Genomic DNA, 18,414 nt, shown 5'->3' on the forward strand with positions numbered 1-18,414 from the left:
TAAAAGTATGAGAAACCCCCTGATTATTTTATTTGTATTTGTGTTTTTTCAAATACCCATTTTTGCCCAGGATGAAGTTACCATTGAAGGTACAGTCACCGATGCTAATAATGGAATGCCTGTACCCAGTGCTAATGTTATTGAAAAGGGAACCTCGAATGGTGTACTGACCAATTTCGATGGAGAATTTAGTATTGAAGTTCCAGTTGGAGCTACTCTGGAAATTAGTTTTTTAGGATATGCCACAACAGAAGTAGTAGTGGAAAATGATTCATATCTGGAAATTGCGATTGAACCATCGGCGGCGGATTTGGAAGAAGTTGTTGTAGTAGGTTATGGTACACAGCGAAAAGCCGATCTTACTGGAGCAGTAGCCGTTGTCGATATGGAAGCTATGGGAAGGCAACCATCTCCCCAGGTTACTGAACAGCTGCAAGGTCAGGCCTCTGGGGTAACTGTATCCAGTTCCGGTCAACCTGGTGAGGCTCCACAGGTAAGAATCCGAGGTATAAACACCTTTGGAAATTCTAATCCACTTTATATTGTAGATGGTGTTCCTACAGGAGATATAAATCACCTTAACCCTAATGATATAGAGAACATGCAGGTGCTGAAAGATGCAGGTTCTGCATCTATTTATGGGGCTCGTGCAGCCAATGGGGTAATTATAATTACTACCAGAAGTGGAAAAGGAGAACTCAGAGTAACTTATAATGGATACTATGGAACCCAAACAGTACCAAAGGGTAATGTTTATGACATAGCTACTCCACAGGAACATGCAGAGTTAAGATGGATGGCTATGGAGAATTCAAATCCCGGAGAACCAATCTCTGATCGCCAGTACGGCTCAGGAGAACAACCTCAATTGCCCTATTATATTTTGCCCGGTGGTGCTGCCGAGGGCGAGGTGGATGAATCAGCTTATTACGTTGATCCATACTATACGGAATCCGGTGCCGTTGGCGGATTTAATCAAATTATTAGAGCAAATCAGGAAGGGACAAACTGGTTTCAGGAAATATTCAACTCAGCTCCAATTATGAATCATGATTTTTCAGTGAGTCAGGGAGGAGAGAAAGGCAATTTCCTGTTTTCTTTAAGTCATTCTGATCAAGATGGTACTTTGAAGAATACTTTTCTGAAAAGATACACAGCAAGGGTGAATAGTCAATTCAACATTAGGGAGAATTTCCGTTTAGGTGAAAATATCGCCGTTTCCGTTGCCGATGGGAACAGGATTTCTGTAATTGGGGAGAACCCGATTAATCATGCCTATCGTATGCAGCCAATTATCCCGGTTTATGATATTGCGGGTAATTTTGCCGGAACTCAGGCTCCTTCCTTAGGGAATGCGCAAAACCCTGTGGGTATTCTGGAGAGAAACAGGAATAATTTATCCCGAACTAGCAGAATTTTCGGAAATATCTTTGCAGAATTAGATTTTCTGGAAAACTTTACCGCTCGTACAAGTTTTGGTGGGAATTATTTTAACACCAATGGACAGGTATTTACCTATCCAACCTATGAGAATCAGGAGAATTTAACGACAAACCAGTTAAGTGAAAATGCTTTTACCGGCTATAACTGGACCTGGTCTAATACCCTCCAGTATTCTAATAATTTTAATGATTTGCATGATGTAAGTGTCCTGGTTGGATCGGAAGCTTATTACAATCAATACGAGGAAATATATGGGGTAACCCAAGGGTTTTACTCCTTTAATCCAAATTATGTTAATTTAAGTACGGGCTCTGGTACACAAACCAACTCTGGTTTTTATACTGAAGATGCATTGTTCTCTGTATTTGGTAGATTAGATTACACCTATAATGATAAATATCTTCTAGGAGCGACCATAAGACGTGATGCTACTTCCCGCTTTACGAATCCTAGACACGGTTGGTTTCCAGCAGTCAGTGCAGGATGGCGGATTTCTGAGGAAGCCCTTATGGATGATCTTCAATGGGTGGATGATTTGAAAATACGCGGTGGATATGGTGTTATGGGTAACCAGAATAACGTAGATCCTGCCAATGCATTTACCACTTATGGAAGCAGCCGTACTTCATCCTATTATGATATTACCGGGTCAAACAGTTCTCTAGTTGAGGGCTTTCAAAGATCCCGTATAGGTAATCCTAATGCAAGTTGGGAGAAAAACGTAAATGCTAATATTGGGATTGATGCCAATTTGTTTAATAACCGACTTCAAATAACTGCAGATTACTATAGAAAAGATGTGGTGGACTTACTATATAACCCAGAGCTTTCCGCTACTGCTGGTGTTTCTACGGTACCTTATGTGAATATTGCCGAAATGAAAAACAGTGGTTTAGACCTATCTGCAACGACCTTTGCCGATTTAACTTCCGATCTGCGAATGAATGCTACTTTAACTTTCACTAGTTACGATAACGAAATAGTTAAAATTGCTGATGGAGTATCTTATTTCGATCAGGAAGGAAGACGATTTAATGGTAGTACTATCGTAAGGAATGCTGTGGGGCATTCGGTTGGCCAATTCTATGGATATCAAATCCAGGGATTCTGGAATAGCCAGGAAGAAGTCGACGCAGCCAATCAGCAGGCTCAGCAGGCTACAGGAAATCCAAATGAGGAATATCAAACAGACATTGGAGTTGGACGATTTCGCTATGTGGATACCAATGGAGATGGCTATATTAACAGTGATGATAGAACTTTCCTAGGAAATCCAAATCCGGATTTTACGGGAGGTTTGAACCTTGAATTCAATTATAAGAATTTTGATTTCAGCATGTTCCTATATGGCGTTTATGGAAACGACATTTGGAATCAGGTTAAATGGTGGCATGATTTCTATAGCTCCTTTAATGGTGCAAAGAGCACCACTGCTTTATATGATTCCTGGACACCAACAAATCAAAATGCTACTGCTCCAATTCAAGAGACAGGAGGAAGCTTTAGTACCGCCAATGTGCCCAACTCTTATTTTGTGGAGGACGGAAGCTACTTGAGAGCAAAGAATGTGCAGTTGGGATACAGTTTCTCTGAAGATTTTCTTGATCGTTTAGGTCTTGAAAGACTCAGAATCTATGTTCAGGCTGCTAATCTTTTTACTATAACTAATTATTCCGGGGTGGATCCTGAATTAACTGGAACTGCTACGGCTTTTGGTATAGATGAAGGAGCCTACCCTACACCACGCCAGTTTATAGGTGGTATTAATCTTACTTTATAATTTGAGAAATAAAAAATATTAAAAAATGAAACACAGAATTTATATATTCAAAATACTGGCATTAGGATTAATAATGCTAAGTAGCTCTTGTGCAGAAAACTTTCTCGATAAACCTGCCTATGGTGCGCTGAGTGATGAAGTACTGGCAGATGAGAAAGGAGTGAACGCCTTACTTATAGGTGCATATGCGGCCTTAGGAGGAACTACAGATTATGCAGCTCTTGGAGGAGGAAATCCCTGGGAAGCAGCACCTTCAAATTGGATTTATGGCGATATAACCGGAGGCGATGCCCATAAAGGAAGTGATGGGGGAGACCAGGCGGGGATCAATTCTATAGCGACTTATAGTGTAGATCCGAGTAACGGTTTTTTTAATACCAAATGGAAGGCCTTATATGAAGGTGTGACAAGGGCAAATGCCGTTATAAAATTATTAAATGAAATTGAAAATATTTCAGAAGCAGAACGAGCCAATATTGCTGGTCAAGCTCGATTTTTAAGAGGGCATTATTACTTTGAGCTCAAGAAAATGTTCAATATGGTGCCGTGGATAGATGAAACGACGGAAAATACCAATGTACCTAATGATGTGGATATCTGGCCAAATATTGAAGCAGACTTCGAATTTGCTTATAATAACCTGCCTGCAACACAGAATGAAGTAGGTAGAGTAAATAAATGGGCGGCCGGTGCTTACCTTGGAAAGACCTATCTATATCAGGAGAAATTCCCTGAAGCTAAAACTGTTTTCACAGAAGTGATAAACTCTGGGGTGACTTCTAACGGATTGAGTTATGGACTTGTAGATAATTATCATGCCAACTTTAATGCAGAGACCGAAAACAATAAAGAAACTGTATTTTCAATTCAGATGGTGGCAAACGATGGAACCAATACAATCGGGAATGCCAATACCGGTCTAATGTTAAATTATCCATACAACAGCCCTTTCAGATGTTGTGGTTTTTATCAACCTACCCAGGATCTTGTAAATGCTTTCCGTACCGATGAAGCTACGGGTCTTCCATATCTTGATAACTATAATAGTAATCCGGTAAAGAGTGACATGGGGATCCTTTCGGACGAACCATTTACTCCCGACACTCAATCTCTTGATCCACGTTTGGATTGGACCGTAGGTAGACGCGATGTTCCTTATCATGACTGGGGCTACCATCCTGGTTACAATTGGATTCGTGAACAATCTTCTGGTGGACCCTATGCTCCTAAAAAGCATATTTATTGGCAGTACCATGCCGATCAGTATTCCGATCAGAGCTCTTGGGCTCCCGGAAATGCCATAAATATCAATATAATTCGATTTGCGGATGTTCTACTGATGGCTGCAGAAGCTGAAGCGAAAACCGGAAACCTTGATATTGCCCTTGATTATGTTAATCAGGTAAGAGGAAGACTTGCTGATAATCCTGAGCATTGGTTAAAGGACTATATTGATCCTGAAAACCCTATGGACGGGTTCTCAAGTGATTATGCAGCCAATTATAATGTCTCGCGTTATCCTGATGGATTTTTTACCTCTCAAGAAAAGGCTATGGAAGCTATTATGTTTGAAAGAAGAGTGGAATTAGCCATGGAAGGACACAGATTTTTTGATCTGGTACGATGGGGGGTTGCCGAAGAGGTGATTAATGATTTCATTGAATATGAAAGTGAAATAACAACAGATGTTAGAGGTGGAAATTTCAGTCCTAATGAAGGCTATTTTCCAATACCCCAAAGACAAATAGATTTAAGTACTACGGCAGATGGCCCGGTTCTGCAACAAAATCCGGGATATTAAAATTTGTAGCCACTAATTGTTTTAAAGAGAGTGTTTCTTAAACACTCTCTTTGATTTTGAATTTGCCTTACTAAAACTGGGGTTTAACCTATCCAGAATGAATTAATAATGATGAAAAAACAAAGACGTTCTTTTTTAAAGAATCTTGGTCTGGCAGGAGCTACTGCGGCTATTATGCCTTCTGCATTTGCCTCTGAGACAAAATCAATAAAGTTCCTGGAAAGGAATACCAGGACTATTTTCGATTCTAAACCCCTTGGGCTTGCATTGATTGGTGCTGGAGGAATGGGGGTAGCTGACGCCAAAACAGCATTGGAACATGACAATATTAAGATGATAGCTGTTTGTGATCTTTATGACGGTAGACTTGAAGAATCCAAAACACGATGGGGTGAAGATATATTTCTCACCAAAGATTACAAAGAAATTCTGAAAAGAGAAGATATTGATGCAGTAATAATTGCCACACCAGATCATTGGCATAAACAAATAAGCATCGATGCTCTAAAATCAGGAAAACACGTCTATTGTGAGAAACCAATGGTCCATTCTGTGGGAGAAGGAAAAGACTTGATCAATGTGTGGAAAAAGTCGGGAAAAATTTTCATGGTAGGAAGCCAGGGTCTATCTTCTTTAGGGAATGAAAAGGCAAAGGAACTTCTTGCTCAAGGTGCAATAGGAGATATTAATTATGCTGAGGGTTTCTGGGCAAGGAATTCACCCTTTGGGGCCTGGCAATATCCGATTCCTCCAGATGCTTCCCCTCAAAGTGTGGACTGGCAAAAATTCATTGCTAATACCGAAAAAGGTTCCTTTGATGCAAAAAGGTTCTTTCGATGGAGGAATTACCTTGATTATGGAACCGGTATGTCTGGAGATTTATTTGTTCACCTTTTTTCCAGTCTTCATTTCATAACTGATTCGCTAGGGCCAAATAAGGTATCAGCCACAGGGGGCTTAAGGTATTGGAAAGACGGGCGTGAAGTCCCCGATGTATTATTGGGCATGTTTGATTATCCTGATTCTGAACAACATCCTGGATTCAATCTTTCTCTTCGCTGTAATTTCGTTGACGGAACTAGCGGGAGTACATATCTTAAAATTGTTGGAAGTAAAGGGTCTATGGACGTCACCTGGGATGATGTGATGCTAAAACAAAATGCCGTTGCAGCCTCAGATGATCCTTTCATGGAAGAAAAAGGTAGAGAACAAAATCAAACACGTAGTAACCGTAAAAAAATTCTTCCACCATCAGAAACTTTTTATCAGGTGGAAAAAGGCTATAAAGGTGCTCATTACGACCATTTTGCTAATTTCTTTCACGCCATAAGGACTAATGGAGAGGTAGTGGAAAATCCTGTGTTTGGATTCAGAGCGGCTGCGCCAGCTTTACTTTGTAATGAAAGTTATAGGCAGAACAAATTTATAGATTGGGATCCGGTGGAAATGAAAATGATTTAATTCCATAAATAATCTGCAGATGAAAAAAATAATCCTCGGAAGCTTTCTATTAATATTTTTAGGTGCTGCTGCTCCTTTCGATAATGAGATTTTTCGAAATTTCACTACTTCTGAGGCGGATGTAGGAATTTTTGAAAACCAGGTTGTTATTGGGGATTCCGTAAGTATTGGAGAATTAAGGTATAACCCAAAAATACAGGAATATTCGTTCTTGTTTTCTGAAGATCATCCTTCAGAGGACTTTGATCCCTATCATTATTTATATAAATCTTTGCAAGGAGACTTTATTCTCAGGGCCCATTTAAGCTATGAAGGTGATGTTTCTGGATCAAGTGCAGGATGGATTATTCGAAATAATCTGAATTCAAAGTCACCGGAAGTTATCGCTTCGCTGAATAATCACGGGGCGGCTTTCTTGGGTTCGAGTAAAAAGAAAGTTGATGTTCCTTTGGACGGCGTAAATGTTCTTCAATTAGAGAGAAAAGGAGATATTTATTACCTTTCTTCAGCAAAATTCGGAGAGCCTTTTACAACGGTAAAAATTAAGAATAACGACCTTCGAAACGAAGTCTTTGCAGGAATTTTTTTTGACCCCGGAAAGGATAAAGTCAGGGGAAAGGTTACTGTTAAGAACGTTAGGATCATAACGCCAGCAGGACGAGATTTTGAACAGTATCAGGAATACCTTGGTAGTAACCTTGAAATCCTTAATGTGGAAACCGGACATCGTAAGATTTTGTTTTCTTCCGCTCATTCCATTCAAGCTCCAAATTGGGTAAATAAAGATAAAGACCTGGTATATAATTCCAATGGTTATTTATACCGGTATGACTTGAAATCTGAAAGGGTGGAACAAATTGAAACGGGTTTTGCAATTAATAATAACAATGATCACGTTTTTTCTTTTGATGAAAGCATTTTAGGAATAAGTCACCATAATATGGAAGATGGAGGGGTTTCATCTCTTTATATTATGAACCCAGACGGTGATACGCTTCCTCAGAAAATTACAAAAGATGGTGTTGGGGCTTCTTATCTGCACGGAATTTCCCCGGATAATAAAACCCTAATTTTTACCGGAGACCGGAAGGGTAAGATGGATATTTATAGTATCGATATTGATACTAGAAAGGAAATTCAACTTACCGACACCGATTATCTGGATGATGGTTCAGAGTTTTCCCCAGATGGAGAATATATTTATTTCAATTCGAACCGGAATGGTAAAATGCATTTGTGGAGGATGAAACCTGACGGCAGTCAGCAAGAGCAATTGACCTTTGACCCAAACTATAATGATTGGTTTCCTCATATTTCCCCTGATGGGAAATGGATTGCATTTATTTCTTTCCCTCCGGAAATTGATTCAGGAGATCACCCATTTTATCAGCATTGCCTCTTGAGGCTCATGCCGGTTGGGGGAGGTAAACCTACTGTTATTGCTTATATATATGGGGGACAGGGAACTATTAATGTGCCCAGCTGGTCGAAGGATAGTAAAAAAATAGCCTTTGTTACTAATACCGCATGCAATTAGGTCTTTTTTAAACCAAATAGTTAACAATGAAAAAAATAATTTTAAGCGTTATCACGGTCACCACACTGATAGCCTGTAAAAATTCTTCTGAAAATTCAGAAAATAAATCTGAAATGAAGGCAGAAGAAAACAAGGAAGAATCAAGTCAGCAGGAAGATTGGCAATATCTCTTTAATGGAGAAAATGCCGATGGCTGGCGGGCATACAATGGAGAAGACGGTGAAGGTCTTCCGGAGGGATGGATTATAGAAGATGGCAGCTTGAAGTCTCTGGGAAAAGGAGGCGATATCGGCGGGGACATCGTGTATGAGGAACAGGAATATGGAGAATTTGAACTTTATTTCGAATGGAAAATTTCTCCGGAAGGGAATAGCGGTATTTTTTACCATGTCGTGGAAGATGAGAAATATGATGCACCATATTTTGCCGCCCCTGAATATCAGATCATAGATCAACTCGGTTTCCCCCAGGAATTGGAGCCATGGCAATCTATCGGAGGTGATTATGGAATGTATGATCCGGAATATAATAAAGACGATTTAAAAGAGATTGGGGAATGGAATTCCAGTAGAATCAGGTTTACCAATGAAAAAGTTACTTATTGGTTAAATGGGGAAAAAACCCTTGAATTTGAACCCTGGTCGGAAGATTGGAAAAAGAGGAAAAACGAAGGTAAGTGGAAGGATTTTCCGGATTACGGAAAAGCCAAGTCAGGATTAATTGGTCTGCAGGATCATGGTAGTTTCACCTGGTTTAGAAATATAAAAATTAAAAAACTTTAAAAAATGAAGAAAACAAAAATTTTATTAGTTGTATTATGTATGGCCTTATTGGGCTGTAAATCAGAGTCAAAACTCTTTAATGGGAAAAATCTCGATGGATGGCAAGTCTATGGTACTGAGAAATGGTATGTGGAAGATGGTTTACTTGTTGCCGAAAGCGGTCCGGATGCAGAATACGGTTACCTGGCTACCAATAAGGAGTATAAAGATTTTGAACTGGAGCTGGAATTCCTTCAGGAAGCTGATGGTAACAGTGGTGTCTTTTTTCGCTCCGATATTGAAGGCACCAAAATTTCAGGTTGGCAGGTTGAAGTTGCACCGCCGGATTTACATACAGGAGGAGTCTATGAATCTTACGGGAGAGGTTGGCTTATTAAACCTGAAGCCAGTAAAGAATCCGTTCTCAATTATGGAGACTGGAATAAAATGAAGATAAGAGTTGAAGGTGATCAGGTCCAAACCTGGCTTAATGGAAAGGAAATGGTAAATTTTTCCGATGAAAAAATTGGTGAGGCTACGGGGAAAATAGCCCTGCAAATCCATGATGGAGGTGGTATTAAAGTGTTTTGGCGAAATATAAAATTACGAGAATTGAAAGATTAATAAAATTAATTTAAACATTAATCGGTGATTAAGTAATCGTTAGTTGTTCAAAAGCGCCTGTTTAAGTACAGGCGTTTTTAATTTGTGCTTGTAGAGGTAAACCTTTGGATTCCTTCGGTTTAAATTTAGTTTATGAGTTTCTTCCTTTGTTTTACTGAGGTGATAGAATATTTTTCTTAGGAACCAGGTATTTGAAAAAAGCAGATGTAAAACATAAAAAATAATACCTTTGGGATAATGGAAACGCCTGCTTTAGAACTTCAACTAAAAACTTTACCTAACAGCCCTGGGGTTTATCAGTATTTCGATAAAAATGGCAGAATACTTTATGTAGGTAAAGCTAAAAATTTAAAAAAACGCGTCACATCCTATTTCACCAAGCGTCACGATAGTCATAGGATAGGGGTGATGGTAAAGAAAATTTATGAAATAAAGCATATTGTGGTCGCATCAGAGACTGATGCCCTTTTATTGGAAAATAATCTAATCAAAAAGCATCAGCCGCGCTTTAATGTGATGCTTAAAGATGATAAAACTTACCCCTGGATCTGTATTAAGAATGAACGCTTTCCACGTGTCTTTCCCACCCGCAAACTTATAAAAGACGGAAGTGAATATTATGGACCATTCACAAGTTTTAAAACAGTTAACACCCTTTTAGAGCTCATAAAGGGTCTTTATAAGTTGCGCACCTGTAATTATGATCTATCAGAGGAAAAAATTAAGGCAGGTAAGTACAAACTTTGTCTGGAATACCATTTAGGGAATTGTAAAGGACCTTGCGAGGGTCTGCAGGAAGAAGCAGAGTATAATAAAAATATTGAAGCCATTAGGCAGATCGTAAAAGGTAATTTCAAAGATTCATTGCATAAGTTCAGAGCGCAGATGAAGGACTATGCGCAACGGATGGAATTTGAAGATGCCCAGCGGATAAAAAACAAAATTGATATTTTGGAAAATTATCAGGCCAAATCTACGGTTGTCAATCCCAAGATCAGTGATGTGGATGTCTTCTCCATTGTAAGTGATGAAGGTTACGGCTATGTGAATTTTCTTCAACTTTCCCACGGTGCTATTATTAGAAGTCATACCATAGAGATGAAGAAAAAACTAGAAGAAAGTGATGCTGAGTTGCTGGAGCTGGCAATTACCGAGATAAGACAACGTTTTAATTCTAACTCTAAAGAAATTTATGTGCCTTTCAAAGTTGAAGCGGGAGAGAATGTTAAGGTTAGCGTACCAAAACTGGGTGATAAAAGGAAAATCGTGGAGCTTTCTCAGCGAAATGCAAAATACTACCGACAGGAGCGCTTCAAACAGATGAAAATCGTAGACCCAGACAGGCACGTCAATCGAGTGATGGCCCAAATGAAAGAAGACTTGCGGCTAAGTGAAGAACCCCGGCATATTGAATGTTTTGATAACTCCAATATCCAGGGAAGTAATCCCGTGGCGGCTTGTGTAGTTTTTAAAAATGGAAAACCCAGTAAAAAAGATTATCGTAAATTTAATATCAAAACGGTGGAAGGGCCCGATGATTTTGCCTCGATGGAAGAGGTCGTATACAGACGATACCGCCGTTTATTGAATGAGGGAGCTCCATTACCTCAATTAATCATAGTTGATGGGGGTAAAGGACAATTGTCTTCAGGCGTAAAAGCCCTGGATAGTCTTGGCTTGCGAGGAAAAATTGCTATTATCGGAATTGCAAAACGCCTTGAAGAGTTATTCTATCCTGGGGATTCAATTCCGCTTTATCTGGATAAAAAATCTGAAACCTTAAAGATCATTCAGCAACTACGCAATGAGGCTCACCGGTTTGGGATTACCTTTCATAGAAATAAAAGAAGTAAAGCTGCTCTAAATACGGAACTTGAAGAAATTCCAGGCATAGGTGAAAAAACCGTAGTAGAGTTACTCAAACATTTCAGATCGGTTAAAAGAATCAAGGAAGCCTCCCAAAAGGATTTGGGTGAGGTGATTGGCCAAGCAAAAGCCAAAATTATTCATCAGTATTATCATCCAACTTAACATGAGGAAAGTTCTCTTTATATGTATTTTACTTTGGTCTTTCCTGGGCTCTGCCCAAGAAGAAGACCTAAAGGTAGGTTTGGTTCTCAGTGGAGGTGGCGCCAAAGGGCTTGCTCATATTGGGGCATTAAAGGTCCTGGAAGAAGCGGGGATTCGTATAGATTATATCGGAGGAAGCAGCATGGGCGCCATAATTGGAGGACTTTATGCCTCAGGATATTCAGCGGATGAATTGGACTCTATTTTTCATGAAACGAATTTTAATATCCTTATTCAAGACGACCTTCCACGGGATGCCAAAACCTTCTATGAAAAGGAAGATTCTGAAAAATACGCATTAACCTTACCCTTCGATCGTTTCAAAATTGGCTTACCTACGGGGCTTTCTCGAGGCCAGAATATCTATAACTTAATGTCAGGCCTTACGATGCATAATGGAAATATAGACAGCTTCGATGAGTTGCCAATTCCATTCTTTTGCATTGCTGCTGATGTGGAAACCGGGGAGGAGGTTATCCTGGATGAAGGTTCGCTTGCCCAGGCGGTTTCGGCTAGTGGGGCTATTCCTTCTATTTTTAGTCCGGTTAAAATCGGGGACCGTTTGCTTACCGATGGTGGAGTAGCCAATAATTATCCGGTCGAGGAATTGCGAAGACGTGGTGCTGAATTTGTAATTGGGGTTGATGTCCAGGACAGTTTAATGGACCGCTCGGAACTCAAAGGGGTTTTTGATATTCTTACTCAGATTAGCAACTTTAGGACCATAAGCGATATGAAGGAGAAAATCCCGAAAACGGATATTTATATTAAACCTGATATCTCAAAATTTTCTGTCCTGTCTTTTGATAAAGGGAAGGAAATTATTGATACAGGGGTAGTGGCCACCAGGGAAAGATTCGATGATTTAAAGGAGGTTTCTAAAAGACAAAAGCCGAGTGATTCAGAATTTTTGATTCCTCGTATTGATACTTTACAAATTAGCACCCTCACTTTGGAAGGTAACAACAATTATCCCAGGGAATATATTATGGGTAAACTTCGACTTAATTATTTCACTAAGTTTACTTTTGAAGACCTAAATAATGGAATAAATAACCTTACAGCTACAGGAAATTTCAATCGTATAAATTATCGGTTACTTCCCAATGAGGATGATAAATTCTATACTCTTGCCATGCAAATTGAAGAGAGCCAGAATAAGACTTTTCTACGGCTTGGAGTGCATTATGATGAATTGTACCGAAGTGCAGCCTTACTTAACGTCACTCATAAAAGTTTACTTTTCACCAACGACGTCACCTCATTGGATATCATTGTCGGCGATAATTTCAGGTACAATTTGGATTATTATCTCGATAAAGGCCATTATTGGAGTATAGGAGTACACTCCAGGTATAATAAGTTCAACGAAGATATTTCTTTTGATTTTGCGCGTCAAAATGCAGGTCTGGAAGACCAATCCCTTAGTAAGCTCAATATTGATCATATCGATTTCACCAATCAGATTTATTTTGAAACTACCTTTAAACAGGTTTTTTCCTTCGGACTTGGAGCCGAACATAAATTTTTGAAAATAAAAACTGAAACGCTGGATCGTAATTCCACTCAACTTCCTGATAATATTTTTGAAAACAGTCATTTTCTGAGTGGATTCGGTAATTTAAGATATGATTCCTACGATAATAAATACTTTCCGTCAAATGGTTTTTATCTTAATAGTGATTTCCATCTTTATTTGTATTCCTCGGATTACAATGAGAATTTTTCTGAATTTTCAATTGCTAAAGGTGAAATTGGTTACGCTTTTTCCCCTATGGAAAAATTATCCCTCAGACTCGAAGGCTCGTCTGGATTGAAAATTGGTAATGACAATACCAATACCTTGGATTTCTTCCTTGGTGGTTACGGGAATAACCTAATTAATAATTTTGAGCCTTTTTTAGGGTATGATTTTATAAATATTTCAGGTGATAGTTATATCAAAGGACTTGTGGACCTGGATTACGAATTCATTAGGAGACATCATCTGGTTGGTAGTGCAAATTATGCAAACGTAGGAAACAGGCTTTATTCCACAGGGGAATGGTTTACTAGTCCCGATTTTTCCGGTTATGCCCTAGGCTATGGACTGGAATCTTTTATAGGACCGCTGGAAGTCAAATACACATGGTCCCCTGAATTACAATCCAGTACCTGGTTTTTTAGTCTGGGATTCTGGTTTTAAACGGAAAGCTTCGGCTATCAGTTCAAAAGATCTTAAACGCAATTTCTTTGAATAACTCATGGTTGAAATCATCAATTCATTCACGTCAAAATCTGAAGCAAGTTGCTCCAATTCCTTTTTTACAGATTCCTTAGTACCGGAAACAATTCGTCCAGAATTTCGCTGAAGCAATTCCTTTTCTCCTTCACTAAACTCATACCTCTCAATTGTTTTAAAGTCCGGATAATTTTGAAAGTTTCCCCGTTCAAACTGGAGGAGAATATACTCAATATATTTGCGCATATTATTAGCGATTTCTTCGGTCTCACCACACATCAGAAAAATTGACACAAAGGCCTGGGGAGAACTCAAGTTCTCTGATGGTGTAAAAAGTTTGCGGTAATCCTGAACCACTTCAGGGGAAACTAAACCATTAATGAATTTGGCTACCGAAAGACCCATTCCCATCTTCGCTGCTATTTTAGCACTTCCTCCACTTGAACTCAGGATCCACTGTTGGGGGACAGTCTTTACCTGAGGAATAGCATAGATCCTACCTTTTTCTGTACCGGCAGTATCACTGAAGAAATGCTGAAGATGTTCCAGCTGTGCTAGATAATCTTCTTCTTTAAAGGTGTTGGAGGGATTTAAAAGGTAGGCACTTACCCTATCTCCCCCAGGCGCTCTTCCCATACCCAGATCAATGCGCTTCGGATACAGGGCTTCCAGGGTCCTGAAATTTTCTGCAACTTTAAAAGCAATGTGATTGGGGAGCATAATTCCGCCAGAACCAAGTCTAATGCGATTGGTTTCTGCCCCAAGCCTGCTTAAAAGCACTTCAGGAGCCGATCCGGCTATAAATTTTGAGCTGTGATGTTCAGAGAGCCAAAAGCGATGATAACCTAATTCATCAGCAAGCTTCGCAGTTTCTATAGTTTCCTGTAATGCTTCTTCTGATGAAGCGCCATTTCTTACAATTGATTGATCGAGTATACTGAGTTTAATTTTTGTCATATATAATTAATCGAGAGAGATATGTATTCATTACATATTGCTTCAGGGTTTTAGTGATGTTTTAAGAATGTTTAGTTTAAAATTCCCGATATTTGTTTTTAAGGAAAATTAGAGCCTAAAAAATAGTAAATTCTCAATTTTCTTTATAAAATTGAGGAGCTTAAAAAAATAAAATTATGCCTTTTTATCATAAATTAGGGAAAATTCCACACAAGCGCCATACTGTATTCAAAAAACCGGATGGCAGTTTATATTATGAACAGCTTTTTGGAACTATAGGATTTGATGGTATGTCCTCTAACATCTATCACGAACATAGACCTACACAGGTAAAAGAAATCAAGGGAAGTTATAGTGTACGGCCAAAGATTGCTTCCGAAAATAATATAAAATCTTATCGTTTTAGGGGATTTCAAATTATACCGAACCCTGATTACTTGGAAAGTCGTAAAGTGGTGCTTACCAATAGCGATGTAGATATTACACTCGCTTCTCCGCAGGGTTCCACAGAAGATTATTTTTATAAAAATGCCGATTCGGATGAATTGTTATTTGTGCATAAGGGAACAGGAAAATTAAGGACCCACCTTGGAAATCTGGATTTCAAGTATGGTGATTACCTTTTAATACCGCGCGGAACTATCTATAAGATTGATTTTGACGATGAGGACAACCGCTTATTCATTGTTGAATCCAGAAGGCCAATTTACACACCAAAAAGATATAGAAATTGGTTCGGCCAACTCCTGGAGCATTCTCCTTTTTGTGAAAGGGATCTCAGACAGCCTTATGAATTAGAAACTAATGATGAAAAAGGGGATTTTCTGATCAAGGTAAAAAAACAAGGGGAAATATTTGATATGGTATATGCTACCCACCCTTTTGATGTAGTCGGCTATGATGGATACAACTATCCCTACGCTTTCAGCATTCATGATTTTGAACCTATCACAGGAAGAATCCATCAACCGCCACCTGTACATCAAACCTTTGAAACCGATGCCTTTGTGGTATGTAGTTTCTGCCCTAGAAAATACGATTACCATCCTGAAGCAATACCTGCGCCTTATTCTCATAGTAATATAGACAGTGATGAGGTCCTTTATTATGTTGACGGGGATTTTATGAGTAGAAATGATATTGAACAGGGGCATATCTCCCTCCATCCTGCGGGGATCCCACACGGGCCACATCCGGGAGCCGTTGAACGAAGTATCGGACAGGTGGAAACGGAGGAATTGGCTGTAATGGTCGATACTTTTAAACCCTTAAAACTTACTGAGGAGGCTATGAAAATTGCAGATGAAAACTACCATAAGTCCTGGGTAGAGTAAAATTAATTCAAGAACAGATAAAGATTTTTATATGACAACCGATAACACATCAATGAAACTTGAAAAGGTGATCCCTGAGGCCGAGGATTTTCTTCCGATTTTAGGTACTGATTTCGTAGAGCTTTATGTTGGCAACGCCAAGCAGGCTGCTTATTATTACCAGCACGCCTGGGGATTTGAGCCAGTAGCTTATTCAGGCTTGGAAACAGGAAGAAAAGACCAGGTTTCTTATGTTTTACAACAAGGGAAAATTAGAATTGTCCTCACCTCGCCTTTAACACCAGATGGAGACTTAAATGCACATATCAATAAACACGGGGATGGGGTGAAAATGGTAGCCCTTTGGGTAGATGATGCTAGAAAAAGCTATGAAGAAACAACCAAGAGAGGTGCAAAATCTTATGTAGAGCCTTATGTTCTGGAGGATGAAAATGGAAAAGCTATAATTTCTGGGATACACACTTACGGTGAAACCATTCACCTTTTTGTGGAACGCAAAGATTATTCGGGTCCCTTTTTACCCGGTTATAAAGCTTATGCTTCTAGAGTTAAAACGGAAAATGCCGGCCTAAAATATATTGACCATATGGTAGGTAATGTGGGTTGGAACGAAATGAACAAATGGGTGGAGTTTTATGCAAAAGTAATGGGCTTTGCTCAAATGGTGTCATTTGATGACAAAGATATTTCAACCGAATATACTGCTCTTATGAGTAAAGTGATGAGCAATGGAAATGGAAGGATAAAATTTCCAATAAACGAGCCCGCTGAAGGCAAGAAAAAATCCCAGATTGAAGAATATATAGAATTTTACAATGGTGCCGGAGTCCAACATATCGCTTTGTCGACAGATAATATCATAGAAACGGTGACGGCCCTTCGTGATCGTGGAGTGGAATTTCTCTATGTTCCGGAAACTTACTATGACACCCTTTTGGATAGAGTAGGGGAAATAGATGAGGAATTAGAGCCCTTAAAAGAACTTGGAGTCTTAGTAGATCGTGATGATGAGGGCTACTTATTACAGATTTTTACAAAACCTGTTTTGGATCGCCCTACAATGTTTTTTGAAATTATTCAGAGAAAAGGCGCTCAATCTTTCGGAAAAGGAAACTTCAAAGCTCTTTTTGAAGCCATTGAAAGGGAGCAGGATTTACGAGGAACATTAAGTTAAGAGTTAATATTTACCGACTTATATGATTTATTGAAAAAATATTGAACTAATAACATTTTTTTGGTTAAAGTTTGTCTTTGGGTTGTAAATAACTTTCTATTTGGAGACTTTTGCACTCGCATTTTTGGAGTGGTTACCAAACAGTGTGATTTATTTTTTCATAATTTAAGTTTTAGTTGGTTAATAAGACAAAAGCCCTATCATTAATTTGATGGGGTTTTTTTCATGGTGGTATTCCCTGATTAATATATTTCTTGGCGATATAGGTTCTAGCTATTGTGTTGTTCAGGGTAGTTGTCCAAACAAATAACTACCAAATTAGAGCTAAACTTTCATTGGGGGAGTTATGTAACTGAAGAAAAAATCTTATTCAGTGAACTGCTATCTTCCTATCCGATTAATTACATTTGGAATAGAAATTGTAAATATCAGGATTGTAACATGAATTTTACTTTTTATCAGGAAGACAAAGCCATGAAAAAAATATTTACGATACTCTTCGTTCTTTTTACCTCCATTTCTATACAGGCCCAGTCTCAACAAGCTTTTGAAGCCGGTGAATGGTTCCGTTTTAGGATCCATTACGGCCCATTTAACGCTAGTTATGCAACTATGGAAGTTAAAGAAACTACCCTTGGTGATAAGCCTGTTTATCATATAAAAGGTCGTGGGAAATCTACAGGTTTACTTCATCTCTTTTTTAAGGTAGATGATGATTATCAGACCTTTATCGATAGAAATGATGGAAAACCGTATAAATTTATCAGAAAAATTGATGAAGGAGGATATACCAAAGATCTTGAAATCGATTTCAATCACAATACCAATGAAGCACATGTTTTTGATAGAAAGCGTGGGGAAAATAATACGTACTCTACCCAGGAAAATGTACACGATATGTTATCAGCATTTTATTATATTCGCAACAATATTAAAAACGACGGACTTAATCCCGGAGATGAGATGAATCTCAATCTCTTTATAGATGATGAAACCATGAATTTCAAACTTAAGTTCCTGGGTCGTGAGGTGATCAGGACCAAGTTTGGGAAAGTGGCTACCCTGAAGTTCAGACCTCTGGTGATGGCAGGAAGAGTTTTTAAAGAAAAAGAAAGCCTCACATTTTGGGTTTCTGATGATGCTAATAAATTACCAGTAAAAATTGAGGCTGATCTTAAAGTCGGGTCCCTTGACGCGGATTTGGATGCTTATAAAGGACTAAAACATCCCTTCAGAATAATTGTAGATTAA

General features: G+C 38.8%; 12 protein-coding genes. 11 read left to right on the top strand and 1 reads right to left on the bottom strand.

Annotation, left to right across the window (positions count from 1 at the left end):
* Positions 1 to 7: 7 nt before the first annotated feature.
* The 8 genes from ACW6NC_RS09585 (at position 8) to ACW6NC_RS09620 (ending at position 13,662) form a co-directional block, all read left to right on the top strand.
* A complete protein-coding gene (locus ACW6NC_RS09585) occupies positions 8 to 3,223 on the top strand; it encodes a SusC/RagA family TonB-linked outer membrane protein (protein WP_457865554.1) in 3,216 nt (1,071 codons plus the stop codon).
* Between the two features lie 25 nt (positions 3,224 to 3,248).
* Positions 3,249 to 5,024 (top strand): RagB/SusD family nutrient uptake outer membrane protein, encoded by a 1,776-nt coding sequence (locus tag ACW6NC_RS09590; RefSeq protein WP_457865555.1) that lies wholly within the window; start codon positions 3,249 to 3,251, stop codon positions 5,022 to 5,024.
* Between the two features lie 108 nt (positions 5,025 to 5,132).
* On the top strand, positions 5,133 to 6,485 hold the full coding sequence (locus ACW6NC_RS09595; protein ID WP_457865557.1) for a Gfo/Idh/MocA family protein: 1,353 nt from the start codon (positions 5,133 to 5,135) through the stop codon (positions 6,483 to 6,485).
* 19 nt (positions 6,486 to 6,504) lie between these two features.
* Positions 6,505 to 8,022, top strand: coding sequence for a TolB family protein (locus tag ACW6NC_RS09600; protein ID WP_457865559.1), 1,518 nt, complete (start codon positions 6,505 to 6,507; stop codon positions 8,020 to 8,022).
* A gap of 26 nt (positions 8,023 to 8,048) precedes the next feature.
* Positions 8,049 to 8,804, top strand: a complete 756-nt coding sequence (locus tag ACW6NC_RS09605; protein WP_457865561.1) for a 3-keto-disaccharide hydrolase — start codon at positions 8,049 to 8,051, stop codon at positions 8,802 to 8,804.
* 3 nt (positions 8,805 to 8,807) lie between these two features.
* Complete coding sequence (locus ACW6NC_RS09610) at positions 8,808 to 9,407, top strand: 3-keto-disaccharide hydrolase (protein ID WP_457865563.1); 600 nt, start codon at positions 8,808 to 8,810, stop codon at positions 9,405 to 9,407.
* 237 nt (positions 9,408 to 9,644) lie between these two features.
* Positions 9,645 to 11,438, top strand: a complete 1,794-nt coding sequence (gene uvrC / locus ACW6NC_RS09615; protein ID WP_457865565.1) for an excinuclease ABC subunit UvrC — start codon at positions 9,645 to 9,647, stop codon at positions 11,436 to 11,438.
* 1 nt (position 11,439) lies between these two features.
* Positions 11,440 to 13,662, top strand: a complete 2,223-nt coding sequence (locus ACW6NC_RS09620; RefSeq protein WP_457865567.1) for a patatin-like phospholipase family protein — start codon at positions 11,440 to 11,442, stop codon at positions 13,660 to 13,662.
* On the opposite strand, the gene ACW6NC_RS09625 is transcribed toward ACW6NC_RS09620, so the two are convergent.
* Positions 13,618 to 14,655, bottom strand: a complete 1,038-nt coding sequence (locus tag ACW6NC_RS09625; RefSeq protein ID WP_457865569.1) for an LLM class flavin-dependent oxidoreductase — start codon at positions 14,653 to 14,655, stop codon at positions 13,618 to 13,620. The two genes, ACW6NC_RS09620 and ACW6NC_RS09625, sit on opposite strands and share 45 nt — an antisense overlap.
* Positions 14,656 to 14,831: 176 nt before the next feature.
* On the opposite strand from ACW6NC_RS09625, the gene ACW6NC_RS09630 reads away from it, so the two are divergent.
* The 3 genes from ACW6NC_RS09630 to ACW6NC_RS09640 all read left to right on the top strand — a co-directional run bounded on the left by ACW6NC_RS09630 (position 14,832) and on the right by ACW6NC_RS09640 (position 18,414).
* Positions 14,832 to 15,989 carry a homogentisate 1,2-dioxygenase gene (locus ACW6NC_RS09630; protein WP_457865571.1) on the top strand — a complete coding sequence of 386 codons (1,158 nt, stop codon included), beginning with the start codon at positions 14,832 to 14,834 and terminating at the stop codon, positions 15,987 to 15,989.
* A 31-nt stretch (positions 15,990 to 16,020) separates the two neighbouring features.
* Positions 16,021 to 17,163, top strand: coding sequence for a 4-hydroxyphenylpyruvate dioxygenase (gene hppD / locus ACW6NC_RS09635; protein WP_457865573.1), 1,143 nt, complete (start codon positions 16,021 to 16,023; stop codon positions 17,161 to 17,163).
* A 474-nt stretch (positions 17,164 to 17,637) separates the two neighbouring features.
* The gene (locus ACW6NC_RS09640) at positions 17,638 to 18,414 is read left to right on the top strand and encodes a DUF3108 domain-containing protein (RefSeq protein WP_457865575.1); all 777 of its coding nucleotides are present in this window, start codon (positions 17,638 to 17,640) and stop codon (positions 18,412 to 18,414) included.

Source organism: Salegentibacter profundi, from assembly GCF_054121475.1.

What these genes read in the sequence shown, in the direction of transcription:
- ACW6NC_RS09585 (WP_457865554.1), top strand. Translation starts at nt 8, where the DNA reads ATGAGAAACCCCCTGATTATTTTATTTGTATTTGTGTTTTTTCAAATA.
- ACW6NC_RS09590 (WP_457865555.1), top strand. Translation starts at nt 3,249, where the DNA reads ATGAAACACAGAATTTATATATTCAAAATACTGGCATTAGGATTAATA.
- ACW6NC_RS09595 (WP_457865557.1), top strand. Translation starts at nt 5,133, where the DNA reads ATGATGAAAAAACAAAGACGTTCTTTTTTAAAGAATCTTGGTCTGGCA.
- ACW6NC_RS09600 (WP_457865559.1), top strand. Translation starts at nt 6,505, where the DNA reads ATGAAAAAAATAATCCTCGGAAGCTTTCTATTAATATTTTTAGGTGCT.
- ACW6NC_RS09605 (WP_457865561.1), top strand. Translation starts at nt 8,049, where the DNA reads ATGAAAAAAATAATTTTAAGCGTTATCACGGTCACCACACTGATAGCC.
- ACW6NC_RS09610 (WP_457865563.1), top strand. Translation starts at nt 8,808, where the DNA reads ATGAAGAAAACAAAAATTTTATTAGTTGTATTATGTATGGCCTTATTG.
- uvrC (WP_457865565.1), top strand. Translation starts at nt 9,645, where the DNA reads ATGGAAACGCCTGCTTTAGAACTTCAACTAAAAACTTTACCTAACAGC.
- ACW6NC_RS09620 (WP_457865567.1), top strand. Translation starts at nt 11,440, where the DNA reads ATGAGGAAAGTTCTCTTTATATGTATTTTACTTTGGTCTTTCCTGGGC.
- ACW6NC_RS09625 (WP_457865569.1), bottom strand. Translation starts at nt 14,655, where the DNA reads ATGACAAAAATTAAACTCAGTATACTCGATCAATCAATTGTAAGAAAT.
- ACW6NC_RS09630 (WP_457865571.1), top strand. Translation starts at nt 14,832, where the DNA reads ATGCCTTTTTATCATAAATTAGGGAAAATTCCACACAAGCGCCATACT.
- hppD (WP_457865573.1), top strand. Translation starts at nt 16,021, where the DNA reads ATGACAACCGATAACACATCAATGAAACTTGAAAAGGTGATCCCTGAG.
- ACW6NC_RS09640 (WP_457865575.1), top strand. Translation starts at nt 17,638, where the DNA reads ATGAAAAAAATATTTACGATACTCTTCGTTCTTTTTACCTCCATTTCT.